The following is a 15,574-nucleotide window of genomic DNA, read 5'->3' as shown; positions in this document are numbered from 1 at the left end:
GCGACGTGGGATTCATCGAACACCACGCCCTGTGGAGCGCCGAACAGACCGCCGCGGCGGGCGAGATACGCGAGCGCGCGGCGGCCGGTGGAATGGCGGTGGTGCGCCTGGTCTTCGCCGACCAGCACGGTCTGCTGCGCGGCAAGACCGTCACCGTGGCCGAACTGCCCAACGTGCTGCGCGACGGCACCGGCATCGCCTCGTCCCTGCTCGCCAAGGACACCTCCGGGCGGACCGTCTTCCCCCTGTTCACCAAGGAGACGCCGCTCGGGCTGCCCGAACTGCGCGGCGCCGCCGACATGGTCATGGTGCCCGACCCGTTGACCTTCCGGATGCTGCCCTGGTCGCCGGAAACGGGCTGGCTCCTGTGCGACCTGCGCTTCACCTCCGGAGCGCCGGTCCCGCTCTGCACCCGAGGGCTGCTGCGCTCGGTGCTGGCCCAGGCCGACGGGATGACGTACCGCACCGGCCTGGAGGTGGAGTTCCACCTCTTCCGGCTGGACGACCCCCGGCTGGGCCCCGGTGATCTGGGACAGCCCGGCGCCGCGCCCGAGGTAAGCATGCTCAACCACGGCTACCAGTACCTCAGCGAGCTGCGGTACGACGAGCTGGACCCCATGCTCGACCTCCTGCGCTCGCACCTCGAGGGCCTGGGACTGCCGCTGCGCAGCCTGGAGGTGGAGTTCGGCCCGAGCCAGTTGGAGCTGACCCTCCAGCCGGCCGACGGGCTGGGCACGGCCGACGCGATGGTGCTGCTGCGCGGCGCCGTCAAGCAGGTCGCCGCCCGCCACGGCCACCATGCCACCTTCATGTGCCGCCCCCATCTGCCCGGGGTGTTCTCCAGCGGCTGGCATCTGCACCAGAGCGTGTTGCGGGACGGCGTCGGTGTCTTCGCCCCCGAGGACGGGAGCCGCGCCGCGTCCGGCCCGCCGCTGTCGGCGTACGGCACCGCCTTCCTCGGCGGACTGCTGCGGCACGCGCGGGCTACGAGCGCGTTCTCCACGCCCACCCTCAACGGCTTCAAGCGCTTCCGCTCGCTGTCGCTGGCCCCCGACCGCGCGGTGTGGGGGTGCGACAACCGCGGGGCGATGGTGCGCGTGCTCGGTGACGGGCCGGCGTCGGTGCGGTTGGAGAACCGGATCGGAGAGCCCGCCGCCAACCCCTACCTCTACCTCGCCTCCCAACTCGCCGCCGGACTGGACGGTGTGGCGGGCGACATCCACCCCGGCCCCGCAGCCGACGAGCCGTACGCCACCCGGGCCGAACCGCTGCCCCGTTCACTGGGCGAGGCCCTCGACGCACTGGAGGCGGACCAGGCGCTCGCGAGCCGCCTCGGCAAGGACTTCGTGTCCTACTACACGAGCATCAAGCGCGCCGAGATCAGCCGCTTCGACCAGGAGGTCACCGACTGGGAGCAGCGGGAGTACTTCCGTGTCTTCTGACACCTTTCGCGCCGACGGAGTCCCCATGACCTCACCGACCACCGAACGTCTCCTGGTGAAACAGGCCCGCTGGGTCGCCCGCGACGTGGTGGAACTGCGGCTGATCCGGCCGGTCGGCGGCACCCTGCCGTCGTGGGAGCCCGGAGCACACGTGGAACTGGCCCTGCCCTCAGGACTGCGCCGGGCCTACTCGCTGTGCGGGGACGTCGCGGACACCGAGTCGTGGACGGTCGCGGTCCACCGGGTGCCCGACGGGCGCGGCGGGTCACGGGAGATCCACGACACCGCCCTGGTGGGCCGGGAGCTGGAGGTCCGGGGGCCGGTCAACCGGTTCCCGCTGGTGCCCGCGGAGGGCTATCTGTTGCTGGCCGGCGGCATCGGCATCACCCCGCTGCTGCCGATGGCACGCGAGCTCACCACACGCGGCCTGCCCTGGCGGCTGGTCCTTGGCGCCCGCGACCGGTCCCGTCTGGCGTACGCCGAGGAGTTGGTGGCGCTGGGCGGGGACCGGGTGCTGCTCGTACCGCAGGACGAGGCGGGTCTGCCGGACCTGGCCGCCGAACTCGCCGCCTCCCCGCCCACTCACGCCGTCTACGCGTGCGGCCCGCAACCGATGCTCGACGCGGTGACGGCCTTGTGCCGGGCCGCGGACCCGGTGCGGACGCCTCGTCTGGAACGCTTCGCCCCAGCCGACTCCGGGCTCCCGGAGCGATCCGGCTCGCAGAGCGGCGAGTTCGAGGTGGTGCTGCGCCGTTCGGGGGTGCGGACGATCGTGCCCGCCGACCGCTCCGTGCTGGACGTCGTCCGCGAGAAGCTGCCGGACGTGCCCTACTCCTGTGAAGAGGGCTACTGCGGCAGCTGCGAAACATCGGTCACGGCCGGGATCCCCGACCACCGTGACACGGTGATCGACCCGTCCGAACGTCCCACCGCCACCACGATGATGATCTGCGTGAGCCGGTCCGCCTCCCCTGTGCTGGAGCTCGACCTGTAGGGCGTACGGCCCTGGTGGTGATTTGCTGATGGTGTGCGTCGGCGGGTTTGGGTGCGGGATGATCGTGGTGCGGCCGGTTCCCTGGCCGCAGCCGTGGCCCTCCCACCCGGCGACCGGGAACGAGAAGGACCGGCCACCGGACCAGCCTGCCGAGAAACTCGGCAGCGGCAGGCAGAGCGCCCAGACGCCTCTCCACCATGGAGGTCACCGCCACTTCAAGACGCTGACGCTGAGACCGTGGCTGCGGGGACCGGGATGTCATCGACACACCCCGCCCAACGCCACACCACCGGCCCAGGACACCCCCGGACCGGTCACACCATACGAATCAGCGACCCGCGAAGTCCGGGTCCAGATCTCTCCCCGCCGGCGACCGACATCAGTCGGCCGAGTCGGCTTCGACCGTCAGCCAGAGTTCGAAGCAGTTGCCGCGGGCCAGTTGCATCACGCCGATCGCCGCACGGCCGCCCACCCCCGCCTCGTGTCCGAAGACCTCGGTGAACACGTCGGTGGCCCCGGAGGCGACCTGGTGGACCTCCTCGAACTCGGGCGTGCATACCACGAAGCACAGGGCGCGGACGACGGCCGTGACGCGATCCAGGGACCCCAGGGCGAGCCGGACGCCGCCCAAGGCGTTGACCGCAGCCATGCGGGCCGCCTCCCGGCCCTGTGCCAGGGACACGTCGGCCCCCAGCCGCCCCGGGTGCAGGAGGGTGCCCGCGCGGTCCTCAGGGGTGAATCCGCTGAGGAGGATCAGGCTCCCGCTGCGGTGGTACGCCTTGACCGTGCCGTACCGGCCGCCGTACGGCGGGTCGGCGTAGTCGGGGATGCGCAGACCGAGCCGTGCGGCGCGGGCCTCGGCGCCCTCGGCGGGGCGGCTCACGGACGGTCCAGCAGGCGGCGCGGAGTGTCAACCAGGATGCGGCGCAGCACCTCGGGACCGGCCAGCTTCTCCAGCGCGGGCGCGATACGGCGGAACAGGTGCTCGTAGCCGTAGCCGCCGTTGTGCAGCAGGTTGGACTGTGTCCACACGTCGCAGCCGATCACCAGCTGGTCCTGGTGGCCTTCGGAGAGCAGCCAGGCGGCCATGTCGAGACGCTCGTGGTCGGCGGGCGAACGCAGGTCGGGGCTGCCGTAGGAGAAGTCCGTGCCGAAGGTGTCGTACTCCAGGACGGCTCCGGTCTGGGCGGCGTCCTTGTGGTAGGCGCGGTCCAGCACCTCGTCCATGTGGCTGAGCACGATGCGGTCGGCGGACATGCCCTCGGACAGCAGGAGTTCGACCAGGGACAGGGCGTCCTGTCCTCGGAAGGAGAGGTGCACGTTGACCGCGCAGCCGGTCTCGGCTGCGGCCCGGCCCGCGGCGGCGACCACGCGCAACTCGCCCTCGGTCGGCGGGTGGTTGGTGCCCAGTTCTCCGATCAGGGCGGGCTTGATGCCGGTGCCGTCGATGCCGTCGCGCAGGTCGGTCATGAGCTTGACCGTGAGGGTGTCCACGTCGGCTGTGCGGACGTCGTCGGGGTGGGTGGCGTCGACGTACCAGCCGGTGCCGACGCAGATGGTGACGCCGCTGCGGCGCGAGATGTCCGGGAGTTCCGCCAGGCGGCGGCCCATGCCGCGCAGGGTCAGTTCCACGACGGCGGCGCCGCCCGCCTGCCGCAGCGCGGTCATCTCGGCAACGGCTACGCCGGGGTCGTGCAGGACCAGGTTGTGCGGGACGGACAGGGCGTTCCAGCGCAGTCGGGCCATGTCCTGCGGACGGATGGGCCCGGTCAGCGGGGGTTCGCCGGGTGGAGCGGGACGTGCCCACAGGCTCAGGTCGCTGAGCAGGTGTTCGTGCATGGAGGTCGGGCCGAGCGCGGCGGCGTCGACGGGGCCGAGAACGGTGTGGACGGGCATGGATGGCCTTCCGTGGGCGGGAACGGCGCGTCGGCGCCGGTTCAGTCGGACGGCCCGGGCCGGTCCAGCAGGCGGCGGGGCACGTCGACGAGCAGGGTGTCGAGCTGTTGTCGGGGAATGCCGCGGCCGCGCAGGGCAGGCACGATCCGGCGCAGGAGGTGGTCGTAGCCCATGCCGCCGTAGCGGCGCAGCTGAGTCTTGGTCCACACGGAGCAGCCGAGCACCATGCGGTCGGCGAACCCGTCGGCGAGGAACTCCTCGACGGCGTCAAGGCGTTCGGCATCGGTGGCGTCCTTGTAGCCGTCCCGGTAGTAGGCCTCGTTGCCGAAGCACCACTCCAACGTGACTCCGGCGGAGGCCAGTTCTCGCAGATAGGGCGGGTCGATGTACTCGTCGACGTTGCCGAGGACGACCCGCTCGGCCGGCAGTCCGGCGGCCGCCAGCACCTCCAGTACGTCGAAGCCCAGCCGGGCCCCGGGATCGAGCCGGACGCCGACGGCAGCGCCGCAGCGGGCGGCCGCCCGCCCGGCGGCGCGCAGCATGCGGCGCTCGGCGACTTCGACGGGTGCACCGGTGCCGATGATGCCGAGGAGGGCGGCCCGGTAGGCGACGCCGGGGATGCGGTCGGTGAGCGCCCGGTGGAAGTGCTCCTCGAGGGCCGGTTCGTCGAGCGCGCGCAGCCAGTCCGGGTGGGACCGGCCCAGATAGGCCCCGTAGCCGGCGACGACGTGCAGCCCCGACGCCCGTGAGAGGGCGGGGAGTTCGGCGTGCCGCGGGCCGAGTCCCCAGGTGGTCAGGTCGACCACACAGGACTGGCCCAGCGCGCGGGCGGGCTGCAGTTCCGCAACGGCGGTGTCGGGGTCGTCCAGGACGAGGTTGTCCTCCAGCGCGAGCAGGTTCCAGCGCAGGAATCCCAGGTTTTCCATGGTGACCCGGGGGTCGGTGGGCAACGGTTCGCGCGGCGGCCGGTGCAGGACGCGGCTGTCGCTCAGCAGGTGTTCGTGCATGGATGTCGGGCCGAGCGCGGCGGCGTCGACGGGGCCGAGAACTGTTTCGATCACGCCGAGTCCCCCGCGGCGGTTCCCCTGGCGGGTACGTCCTCGCTGTGCCGTGCGGTGTGGCGGTGAACCGGCGCGCCGGGCGTGCTCATGGGGCGGTTGACTTTCGGCTCATGGGGGCGGTTCCCCTTCCGGCTCATGGGGTGGCTCCCGTCCCGCCGCCCTCGCGTGCCGGCCGGGCCGGAACGTGAGGGCTACTGGGGCGGATGCGGTCGTGGGTCAGGCGGGGCGGCCCACCAGGTGGGCCCGGTCAGCGCGGGCCACTTCGGGGTTGGGCTCCGCGGATTCCAGCCACCGCAGGACCTCGGCCTGTTCGACGAGTGCGTCCCGCTGGAGGTAGCGGACGGCCCGCAGCGCGGCGTCGTGGGCCTCCTGGGTGGACCCGCCGACGCAGTCGGTGACCACGCGCACCCGATAGTCGTGCTGGTGGGCGTCGACGGCCGTGTAGTGCACGCACACGTCGGTGAGCCCGCCGATGAGGATCACGGTCTCGGCCCGGTATGCCTTGAGCACGATCTCCAGTTCGGTGCCGAAGAACGCCGAGTAGCGGCGCTTGCGGATCAGGAACTCGTCCGGGCGCGGTTCCAGGCCCTTCGACAGCTCGGTCTCCGGCCATCCTTCGATGCAGTGCGGTCCCTCGGCGCCATCGAGTTCACGGCCGATGTCCACCAGGTTCGGCTTGTGGACTTCCTGGATCCAGACGACGGGGATGCCCTGTTCGCGGGTGCGGCGGATCAGCTCGCGCACTCGCGGTGTCCGCTCGGCGCGTCCCGCCATGTGTGGGATCTCCGTGCGCGACGCGGACTGCTCGACATCACCGCCCTGGATGTCGACGACGATCAGGACGGCGTTGCCTGCTACGTTCATCTGCATCTTTCCTCTCTCCGTGCGGACACCGGCCGTTGCGGCCGTGTCCAGGTGTGTGTGGGTGGGTGTGGCGGCTAGACGAGCGCCAGTCGGCGGTCCGCCAGGACCTGGAGGACGTCGACGACGGCGTTCACCGCGACGTAGACCACGCCCAGCAGCAGCGCGACCCCGGTGATGCCCGGCAGGTCGGCGGCCGCGACCGAGCTGTCCAGGTAGGAGCCGACGCCCGGCCAGTCGAAGATCTTCTCGACGACGACCAGTCCGGCGAGCAGGGCGCCCGCCTGGATGCCGACCATCGACAGGGCTGGCCCGAGTGAGTTGCGGACCGCGTGCCGCAGCAGGACCGCCCGCTCCGTCAGGCCGGCCGCGCGGGCGGTCCGGGCGTGGTCGGCCTCCAGGTTGGCGGTGAGCCCGTCGGCCAGGACCCGTCCGATCGCCACGGCGGGGGCGATCGCCGCGCACAGCGCGGGCAGCACAAGATGCGTGGCCGCGTCGCCGAAGACGTCGAACCGCCCGGCCAGGAGGCTGTCCAGGAGCAGGAAGCCCGTGGGCCCGGTGGGGGCGTCGCGGAAGGACGTGCGTCCGCCGGACGGCAGCCAGCCGAGGTGGCCGTAGAAGACGAGCAGCGCCACCATGCCCAGCAGGAAGGTCGGTGCGGCGGCGCCGGCGAACAGCACGCCGCGCAGTACCGCGGAGCCGCGTCGGCGCATCGCGGTGAGGTAGGCGAACACGGTGCCGAGGAGCACGGCGACGAGCATGACGCAGCCGGCGAGTTCGAGGCTCGCGGGCAGGACGTCGGCAAGGTCGGAGGCGACCGGGGCGCGGGTACGCAGCGAGTTCTGCAGGTCGCCGTGCAGCAGCCCCGACAGGTAGTGCAGATAGCGGGGAACAAGGGGTTCGTCGAGTCCCAGGCGGGCGCGGGCGGCGTCGACCGTGGCCGGGGAGGCGTTGGCGCCGACGTACGCCTTGGCCGGGTCGACGCCGGACATTTCCTGGAGTGCGAACAGGGCCACGGTCAGGGCGAGCAGGACCCCGGCCGTCGCCGCGACGCGGCGCAGGACGAATTTCACTGTGTCAGTCCTCTCCGGGACGGGCGGGCGGGTTCACCGGCGCCGCAACATGTCGCGGACGGCGTCGCCGGCGTAGTTCGCGATGAGGGCGAGGAGCATGACGGCGACGCCCGGCACGATCGGCACCCACCATGCCGTCAGCAGGTACTGCATGCCCTGCGCGGCCATGGCACCCAACTCCGGTGCGGGGGCGGGCGAGCTGAGGCCCATGAAGGACAGCGCGGACAGGGCGACGACGAGTCCGCCGACGTCCAGGCTGGCGGCGATCACCACGGTCGAGCGGACGCCGGGCAGCAGATGACGGGTGACCCGGCGTCCCCAGGGCGCCCCGGCCAGCCGGGCCGCCTCCAGGTGCGGCCGGGCGGCCCAGGCACGGATCTCGCCGCGGACGAGCCGCGCGTACATCGGCCACCACACGACGGCGATGCCGATCAGCGCGCTGCGGTAGCTCGCGCCGAGGGAGGCGGCGACGGCCATCGCGATGACGAGTCCTGGCAGTGCCAGGAACAGGTCGGTGATCCGCATCAGCAGCCCGTCCACCCAGCCCGGCAGGGCGCCCGCGAGGACACCGACCAGTCCGCCGGCCAGGACGCCGGAGGCGATGACGATGACGGCGGCGAACAGGCTGGCGCGCATGCCGTACAGGGCGCGGGCGAACAGGTCGTAGCCGAGGGCGTCGGTGCCGAGCAGATGGCCGGCGCTGCCCGGCGGCAGGAGGGCGTCGCCGGATCGCAGGACGGGGCTGTGCGGGGCGAGGACCGGAGCGAGCAGGGCCAGCAGGACGAGCAGCGCGAGGGCCCCGAGCGCCACCCGGTCCGCGGTGGTGCTGCGGGTGCGGACGGCTTCGGCGTACGTCCGGCGCCGTTTGGCCGCCAGTGGGTTGAGCGTGGTCATCGGGCACCTCCTGTCGCGGCGGCCGCGCCGGGCGTGGGCCTGCGGTGACGGGAGCCGGGGACGGCGTCGAGGAGGGCGCCGGTGTACTCCTCGGCCGGGGTCGAACAGATCCGCTCGGTGGGTCCTTCCTCGACGATGCGGCCCGCGCGCATGACAGCGATCCGGTCGGCGACGATCCGGGCGGCAGCCAGGTCGTGGGTGACGAGGAGGATCGACATGCCCAACTCCCTTCGGAGCCGCCCGAGGAGGTCGAGCACGGTCGCGGCGAGGGACACGTCCAGGGCGGAGGTGGGCTCGTCGCACAGCAGAACTCGGGGCGGCACGATCACCGCCCGCGCGATCGCCGCCCGCTGGCGCTGGCCGCCGGACAGCTGGTCGCCGCGGGCGTCTGCGGTGGCGGCGGGCAGGCCGACGGTTTCCAGTACGTCCGCGACGGCCGCCCGGCGTTCGGCGCGCGTCAGCCGTCCGGCCGTCAGGGCCAGCCGTTCGTCGAGCATCTCGCCGATGGTGAGCCACGGAGTGAGGGAGGAACCGGCGTCCTGGAAGACCATCTGCGGAGTGCTGCCGCCCACGCCCACCTCGCCCGAGGTGGGTTTGTCCAGACCGGCCACGATCCGCAGCAGTGTCGACTTGCCGCAGCCGCTCTCGCCGACCAGCGCCACCGACTCGCCCTGGGCGACGTCGAGGTCCACGCCGCGCAGCGCGTGCAGTTCCCTGCGGGCCCACGGGGGTCCGGAGCGGAAGACCCGGGCCGCCTGGCGCAGTCGCACCGCGAGGTCGCCGCCGATGACCGGCTCGGGCCATCGGTCGGGCAGGTCGCGGTCGGCGGGCGGGGCGTGACCGCTCGTCAGTACCCCGGTCGCGTCCACGGCCCGGCCGCGGCCGCCGCCGGCCAGTTCGGTCGCGGTGCGCGGCCGGGGCGGCCGCACGTCCTCCTCCCGCACGTCCTCCTCCCGTGCGCCCTCCGCCTCGTCCCCCGTCGGGCGACCCAGGGTGAGCGGCCGGTCCCGTGGGGTGTCGAGGTCGATCCGCGAGGCCAACAACCGCCGGGTGTAGGGGTGTCGAGGGCGCTGGAAGATCTCGTCCGCGGTGCCCTGTTCGACGAGGCCGCCCCGGTACATCACCACGATCCGGTCGCTGATCCGGGCGGCGACACCCAGGTCGTGGGTGACGAACACAACGGCGCAGCCGATGTCGTCGCGCAGGGACAGCAGGAGGTCGAGGACCTGTGCCTGGACCGTGACGTCGAGCGCGGTGGTGGGCTCGTCGGCGACGATCAGGGAGGGTTTGCGGGCGACGGCCAGGGCGATCATCACGCGCTGCCGCAGGCCGCCGGAGAGCTGGTGCGGGAAGGCCTTGAGCCGGGACTCGGGGTCGGGCACGCCGACGTCCGCCAGCAGCCGCAGCCGTTCGGCCCGGTCGGGTGCCACCTCGGCGAGCTGGGCGCCGATGGTCATGGTCGGGTCGAGCGAGGTCATCGGGTCCTGGAAAACGGCCCCGACATGCCGACGGCGCACCCGGCGGCGGGCCTCGTCCCCGGCGGCGACCATGTCGGTGCCGGCCAGCAGGACCGAGCCACCCACCTGCGGCCGGGAGCGGTGGGGTAGCAGCCCCATCACGGCGAGGCCCAGCACGCTCTTGCCCGAGCCGGACTCTCCCACCATGGCGACGATTTCACCCGGGTGCACGTCGAGGCTGACGCCGCGTACGGCGTGGACGGTGCCGTTGTCGCGGGTGAGACGCACGTCGAGGTCGCGCACCGACAGGGTGGGTTGCTCGTCCAGTGTCGTCGCGTCGTCCGTTCCCGTCAGGTCCGAGGTCGTGTCGGGCGCCATGTCAGGAGCGGCCGAGAGCGGCGAAGTGCAGGACGTTGTACTCAAGCAGGTTCTGGGCCTTCCGGGTGCCGCTGATGCCCGGGGTGGTGAGCAGGGTGGTGTTCAGCGAGCCGATGGAAAACCAGTTGCGCGAGTCGATGACCGAGCGGGCGACGGGTCCGTACGCGGACCGGTCGGTGGTGGTCAGGGCCTTGTCGAGGCCGGCATCGAGGCCGTTGACCTCGGCTCCGAAGAGGTCCAGGCCGCCCTTCGTGGTGTAGATGATGCGGCCCCAGGAGTCGGGGTGGCCTGCGTCCGGGAAGACGGAGAAGACGGCCAAGTCGGGGGCGGCGGAGAGATCGTCGGTCAGCTTGTAGATGGTGCCCGCGGCGTAGGCGACGGCCTCCGCCTTGAGTCCGGAGCTGTTCATCCGGGAGGCGAGTTCCTCGGCGACCGCCTTGCCGTCGGCGCTGCTGCCGGCGTAACCGATGCGGACGGTGCGGCCCTTGGCGGGGGCGGACGCGGCGATGTCGGCGAGTGCGTCCTTGTCCAAGGTGATGCCTTGGCCGTCGAGGCCGGAATCCAGCATGCCCTGGGGGAACAGCCGGCTCGTGGGTTCCTCCAGGCTGCCCATGGCGGCGGACAGGATGCCCTTGGTGTCGATGCCCGTGAAGAGCCGTTTGCGCTGCCCGGCCGAGGTGAAGGCCTTCGACTTCGGGTTGACGTAGATCATCTGGGTGGTGAGGTTGGGAAAGGTGCTGGTCGTGACGGTCTTGCTCTGCGCGTAGGACTCGAAGGCCGACTTGTTGAGGTTGCCGAGGATGGCGTCGATCTCGCCGCGTTCCAGCTCCAGTTGGGTCGCGGAGGCGTTCTGTGAGATCTCCAGCTCGACGGTGCCGAACCCCGGCTTGGCGCCCCAGTAGTCGTCATAGGCGGTGAGTTCGTAGCGGCTGCCGGTCTTGGCGGAGGCCAGTTCGTACGGTCCGGTGCCGGCGTCGTGGCTGGTGAGCCAGGTCTGGGCGTGGTCCTTGCCGGCGTGCTTCTCGAGGACGCTGGGGCTGATGAGCTTCAGGCCGAACGGCGAGGCGAGGTAGTCCAGGAACGCCGAGTTGGGCGTGGACAGGGTGAGGACGGCCGTGCGGTCGTCGGGCGCGGCGACCTTGGTGACGCCGGCTGTCATGTAGGCGGGACCGCCGTCGACTTGGGCACGGCGCTCGATCGCGTCCGCCACCGCCCTGGAGGTGAGCGGGGTGCCGTCGTGGAAGGTGACGCCGTCGCGGAGGGTGAAGGTATAGGTGAGGCCGTCCTTCGAGACCTTCCAGGCAGAGGCGAGCGCGGGGACGATCTTGGCCGTGCCGGTGCCGTCCTCGTACTTGACCAGGCCCTCGTAGGTGTTCTGGATGATGTTCAGGCCGGGGCCGTCGTAGTTGATGTCGGGGTCAGGGGGTGTCGTGTAGGTCTGCACGACGGCCGCGGTGAACACGTCCTCGTCCCCGGCGGCCCCGGCCTGGCCGGCCGAACATCCGGTGAGCGCGAGGACGGTGGCCACGGCGGCGGCGAGGCCGACCCGCAGCCCGCGTCGCGCGGGGGCACGGTCCCCGTTCGTGGCCGTGGCCGGGAAGGCGGTTCTGGCGCTGGATCGCATCAGGACCCTCTCGTGGAAGAGGCCCCGGCGGGTGGGCCGCGCGGAGGACTCGGGGATTCCTGTCAGTGACCGAAAACTAGGCGCAAGAGCGTCGGCAAGGGTTTCCCAGGCGTTGCCGAGCATTGCCGGACGGTAAATTCTGTCAGCGATAGGAAACCCCTCGGCCTGTTGGTACGGTGACTCCGCCCGGACCGGAAGTGCTTTGCCCCGGCGGGCGTTCGGGACCGACATCCGTCCCGGGCCGCCCGCATCGACCACGGAGGAGGACGCACGTGCGGCAGGACGAGTACGCCCCCGCCCCCACGCTGCTGCTGAGGAACGTCACCGTCGTCGACGGCTCAGCGGAAAGTCCCGCACCCGGCCGGGACGTTCTGGTGGAGGGCGACCGGATCCGCGCGGTCGCGCCCACCGGCACCCTGGACGTGCCCGCGGTGGTCTCCCCCGCACGGCTGCGGATCCTGGAGGCCGCCGGACGCACGCTCCTGCCCGGCTTCTTCGACTGCCACGTGCACGTGAGCACCAGTCCGGAGGCGGCCCGCTTCGACACCGTGCTCGCGCCGGAGAGTCTGCTGACGCTGCGTTCCGTGCCCGCCCTGTCTGCGACGCTCGACGCCGGCATCACCTCGGCGCGGGATCTCGCCGGTGCCGACTCCGGATTCCGGGACGCCCTCGACGCCGGCTATGTGCGCGGCCCGGCGCTGCAGATCGCCCTGCGGATCCTCAGCATCACCGGCGGCCATGGGGACTGGCGGACCGTCACCGGCACGCCGCTCGACTCCGGCCCGGGTGCGGGCGCGGTCGCCGACTCCCCGGACGAGTTCGTCCGGGCCACGCGCGAGGTCGTGCGCCAGGGTGCCGACTGGGTCAAGGTCGCGGCGACCGGGGGCATGACCGGCCCGCGCCGCGCACCGGAGTCCGGCGGGCTGACGGAGGCCGAACTGCGCGCGGTTGTCACCGAGGCGGAACGCCACGGCGTGGTGGGCGTGGCGGCCCACGCCCAGGGTGCCGCCGGCATCACGGCCGCGGTACGGGCCGGCGTACGCAGCATCGAGCACGGCTATCTGGTCGACGACGCCACCCTGGACGAGATGGGAGAGCGGGGCACGTACCTCGTCCCCACCCTGTCCGCACTGACCCGTCCCGTACGCCAGGACGGGCCTCCACGCCTGGTGGAGCAACGCCGACGGCTGCGCGAGACGGCACTCGAACGCCTGTCGGTCGCGCTCACCAGCGGCGTGCCCGTCGTGCTGGGAACTGATGCCGGCATCGCGCCGCACAGCGGGAACCTGCGCGAACTCGCGCTGCTGGTACGCCTGGGCCTCTCCCCCGCCACCGCGATCGCCGCGGGCACCTGCGTCGCGGCCCGGATGTGCCGGCTCGACGACGAGGTGGGCACCGTGCGTGCCGGGCTGCGGGCCGACCTGGTGCTGACCGACGTGGATCCGCTGACCGACATCGCGGCGCTCGGCGAGCTCGACGCGATCCGGACCGTGATCCAGGGGGGCCGCGTGGTCAAGGACGTGGCGAGTGACCTCGGTGCCGGACAGGAGCGAGCCGCGTGACGCACGACGCCGACGAGACGGGAGCCGCCCCGGCAACACAGCCGTCCACCCCCGCACCGCAGCGATCCGCCGCCGGAAAGCCGGGCCGTCCGCGCTCCGCGCCCAAGCAGCGCAACGGGCTCAGCACCCGGGAGGAAATCCTCCAGGCGGCGTCACGGCTGTTCGGCGAGCAGGGGTACGGCAAGACCACGACCCGTCAGATCGCCGAAGCCGTGGGCATCAAACAGTCGACGATGTACTACCACTTCGCCGACAAGCGAGCGATCCTCACCTCACTGCTCTCCAGCACCGTCACTCCGGCGCTGGAGTTCGCAAACTGGCTGGCGGCACAGGACCTCGACCCCGTCGTGCGGGTCTGCGCCCTGGTCGCCTTCGACCTCGAGACCCTGCTGCGCGACCGGCTGAACCTCCATGTCGTCTACCACCTGCCGGAGCTGGAGGACGACGACTTCGTACCGACCCGCTCCGCACAGACCGTCCTGCGGGACACGTACCGGGAGTTCGGCCGCGCCGCCCTCGCCACGCTGCATCCACCCGAGCGGGCCGCCGACCTCGCCCGCGATGTGGACCTCGTCTTCGCCCTGGTGGAGGCCTCGGTGTCACAGCGTCAGTGGGGTGGAGAGGGGGACCGCGCACGCTACGCGGAGTCGGCGGTACGGGGATCACTCCGGCTGCTCGGCGTCGACGGCTCCACCGTCCCCGACATCATCACCCGCGCCGAAGCCGCGCTGGCCCGCTACCGCTCCACAGGGCGCACACCGCACCTCGGGAGCAAGGGCGCGGCTCCGGGTCCGGATTCGGGTCCCGCTACCAGATCACGCCCCCGGTGATCGAGAAGCCTTGACAAACCTCATGGGGAAACCACTTGGGGAGGTTGACCCAAGGCCGGGTGGTTAAAGGGCTTGCCGATCAATAACTCGCCGTCTTGATCTCCGGTTTGGGGATGCCGTGGTGTGCGGTGAGGTCGGTGAGATCGTCGAGGGTGGCCAGTTGCGTCTCGGCGGGTTCGACCGGCAGATGGCGTTCGCCGACGTGGGGCAGGGTGGTCTTCCGTCCTTGGCTATCGCACAGACGTACGCGCTGCCTCGGTGGGGACGAGTCCGTCTCCACGACGATGTCCTGGATGTCGGGCCAGGCCCACTTCCGCACCCCGGGTGACCTACTTGGCGGCCCAGCAGCCCAAGTTGTTCCGGTTCCCCTCCGCCGCCCGGCGCGGCGCGTCCGGCGATCCCAGCAGACCGTACGGCAGATACCCGGACCGGACACCGAGTTCCCACCCATGGACCTGGACGGCGAGGCAGGCCAGGGCGAGGGTGCCGAGGGGGAGGAGGGACCGGGGCGCGGGATCACCGGCATCGGCCTCGACGCTCTCCCGGTACGCGACCAGCCGGGCGACGAGGGCGTCCTCGAAGGCGTGCTGGTCGTCGTCGAGGAGTACGCGGAGCAGCCGCTGGTCCGCGCTCAGCGCGTCGCCGACCTCGTCGAGCCGCCGGGCGGCCTCCACGCGCTCCTCGGCGTCCGGCTTGCGCAGCGGAACCGTAGGCCAGTCGCGGGGCAGATGCCCGGCCGCCTCGGTGAGATAGAGGCACAGGGCGTCCATGGCGGCGAGGTCGGCGGGGTCGGAGACGGAGGTGTACCGGTTGTAGGGCACGCCGTCACGGATGGCGGGCGCGTAGTCGCCGCGCAGCAGCAGCCCGGTGACCCGCTCCCAGTCCCACACATGCCCGCTGACGACACACATCTCGAACATGTCGAGCCAGGTCCGCGCGGTGGGCGCCTCCTTGACGACGTCCCGGAAGGTGATGGGCCCGTCCCCGAACTCGTCGTCGTCCGGGTCCGTGCTGATCCGCTCCCCGACGAGGGGGAACCGGAGTTCTTGGTCCCCGCTCGGGAAGCACATGATGCTCAGCACTCCGTGCACACACTCCGCGGCGGTGACGGCGACCGTGCCGGCCGCAGCGTCGAGCCCCGGCTCCGTCACCGTTCGCGCGGCGACATGGTCGAGCAGTTCGTCCGCCATGGCCCGGATCAGCGTCGGCGAGATGCTGCCGTACCGCAGCGAGTGCCACCGCGTGTAGGCCCGCCCGTCGATGTCGTCGAGCGCCTCGGCCAACCGCTGCTCGCCGACCTGATGGCATGCCACATTGCGCACGTACCCCGTCCCTTCATGAACTCCACGACTGGACGAAGCACGTTATCAACGGGCACTGACAGCACTAGTGACCTGAATCGGAGATTGTGCCGCTCGAAAAGTCATCGCTGCATGTCATGCTGCATATCTGTACTCGTTGATGAGGCCGCCGAGGGTCGGGGTGCGCAGGACTTTGCCGGT

14 protein-coding genes are annotated in these 15,574 nt (G+C 71.8%); 4 read left to right on the top strand and 10 right to left on the bottom strand.

The features are described 5' to 3' along the window. The first annotated feature begins 5 nt into the window (after positions 1 to 5). Positions 6 to 1,442, top strand: coding sequence for a glutamine synthetase family protein (locus ACWDSL_RS23315; protein ID WP_450488315.1), 1,437 nt, complete (start codon positions 6 to 8; stop codon positions 1,440 to 1,442). A gap of 25 nt (positions 1,443 to 1,467) precedes the next feature. Beyond that, the gene (locus ACWDSL_RS23310; RefSeq protein WP_450488313.1) at positions 1,468 to 2,436 is read left to right on the top strand and encodes a PDR/VanB family oxidoreductase; all 969 of its coding nucleotides are present in this window, start codon (positions 1,468 to 1,470) and stop codon (positions 2,434 to 2,436) included. Positions 2,437 to 2,815: 379 nt separating this feature from the next. Here the strand turns inward: ACWDSL_RS23310 and ACWDSL_RS23305 are convergent, their stop codons facing one another. The 8 genes from ACWDSL_RS23305 to ACWDSL_RS23270 form a co-directional block, all read right to left on the bottom strand. After that, positions 2,816 to 3,319 (bottom strand): RidA family protein, encoded by a 504-nt coding sequence (locus ACWDSL_RS23305; protein ID WP_450488311.1) that lies wholly within the window; start codon positions 3,317 to 3,319, stop codon positions 2,816 to 2,818. After that, on the bottom strand, positions 3,316 to 4,332 hold the full coding sequence (locus ACWDSL_RS23300; protein ID WP_358848033.1) for a phosphotriesterase family protein: 1,017 nt from the start codon (positions 4,330 to 4,332) through the stop codon (positions 3,316 to 3,318). The genes ACWDSL_RS23305 and ACWDSL_RS23300 overlap by 4 nt, the downstream gene beginning before the upstream one ends. Positions 4,333 to 4,373: 41 nt before the next feature. After that, positions 4,374 to 5,393, bottom strand: a complete 1,020-nt coding sequence (locus ACWDSL_RS23295) for a phosphotriesterase family protein (RefSeq protein ID WP_450488308.1) — start codon at positions 5,391 to 5,393, stop codon at positions 4,374 to 4,376. A 216-nt stretch (positions 5,394 to 5,609) separates the two neighbouring features. After that, positions 5,610 to 6,257: a cysteine hydrolase family protein gene (locus tag ACWDSL_RS23290; RefSeq protein WP_450488306.1), complete on the bottom strand. Its 648-nt coding sequence runs from the start codon at positions 6,255 to 6,257 to the stop codon at positions 5,610 to 5,612. Positions 6,258 to 6,331: 74 nt separating this feature from the next. After that, complete coding sequence (locus tag ACWDSL_RS23285) at positions 6,332 to 7,327, bottom strand: ABC transporter permease (RefSeq protein ID WP_450488305.1); 996 nt, start codon at positions 7,325 to 7,327, stop codon at positions 6,332 to 6,334. A gap of 33 nt (positions 7,328 to 7,360) precedes the next feature. After that, entirely contained in the window at positions 7,361 to 8,221 is an 861-nt protein-coding gene (locus ACWDSL_RS23280) for an ABC transporter permease (protein WP_358848037.1), read from the bottom strand. Next, positions 8,218 to 10,056: an ATP-binding cassette domain-containing protein gene (locus ACWDSL_RS23275; RefSeq protein WP_450488303.1), complete on the bottom strand. Its 1,839-nt coding sequence runs from the start codon at positions 10,054 to 10,056 to the stop codon at positions 8,218 to 8,220. The genes ACWDSL_RS23280 and ACWDSL_RS23275 overlap by 4 nt, the downstream gene beginning before the upstream one ends. A gap of 1 nt (position 10,057) precedes the next feature. Then, the gene (locus tag ACWDSL_RS23270; RefSeq protein WP_450488301.1) at positions 10,058 to 11,680 is read right to left on the bottom strand and encodes an ABC transporter substrate-binding protein; all 1,623 of its coding nucleotides are present in this window, start codon (positions 11,678 to 11,680) and stop codon (positions 10,058 to 10,060) included. 272 nt (positions 11,681 to 11,952) lie between these two features. On the opposite strand from ACWDSL_RS23270, the gene ACWDSL_RS23265 reads away from it, so the two are divergent. Continuing rightward, positions 11,953 to 13,242 carry an amidohydrolase family protein gene (locus ACWDSL_RS23265; RefSeq protein WP_450488299.1) on the top strand — a complete coding sequence of 430 codons (1,290 nt, stop codon included), beginning with the start codon at positions 11,953 to 11,955 and terminating at the stop codon, positions 13,240 to 13,242. Next, positions 13,239 to 14,072 carry a TetR/AcrR family transcriptional regulator gene (locus ACWDSL_RS23260; protein WP_450488297.1) on the top strand — a complete coding sequence of 278 codons (834 nt, stop codon included), beginning with the start codon at positions 13,239 to 13,241 and terminating at the stop codon, positions 14,070 to 14,072. Before ACWDSL_RS23265 ends, ACWDSL_RS23260 begins: the two co-directional genes overlap by 4 nt. A 79-nt stretch (positions 14,073 to 14,151) precedes the next feature. On the opposite strand, the gene ACWDSL_RS23255 is transcribed toward ACWDSL_RS23260, so the two are convergent. Both ACWDSL_RS23255 and ACWDSL_RS23250 read right to left on the bottom strand, forming a co-directional pair. Continuing rightward, positions 14,152 to 14,391, bottom strand: a complete 240-nt coding sequence (locus tag ACWDSL_RS23255; RefSeq protein ID WP_450488367.1) for a hypothetical protein — start codon at positions 14,389 to 14,391, stop codon at positions 14,152 to 14,154. 10 nt (positions 14,392 to 14,401) lie between these two features. Continuing rightward, complete coding sequence (locus tag ACWDSL_RS23250; protein WP_450488295.1) at positions 14,402 to 15,394, bottom strand: immunity 49 family protein; 993 nt, start codon at positions 15,392 to 15,394, stop codon at positions 14,402 to 14,404. Positions 15,395 to 15,574 lie beyond the last annotated feature (180 nt).

This window comes from Streptomyces sp. NPDC000941 (genome assembly GCF_053599555.1).
Note: the sequence above shows the minus strand (reverse complement) of the source record. Positions and strands in the feature narration are given on the sequence as shown.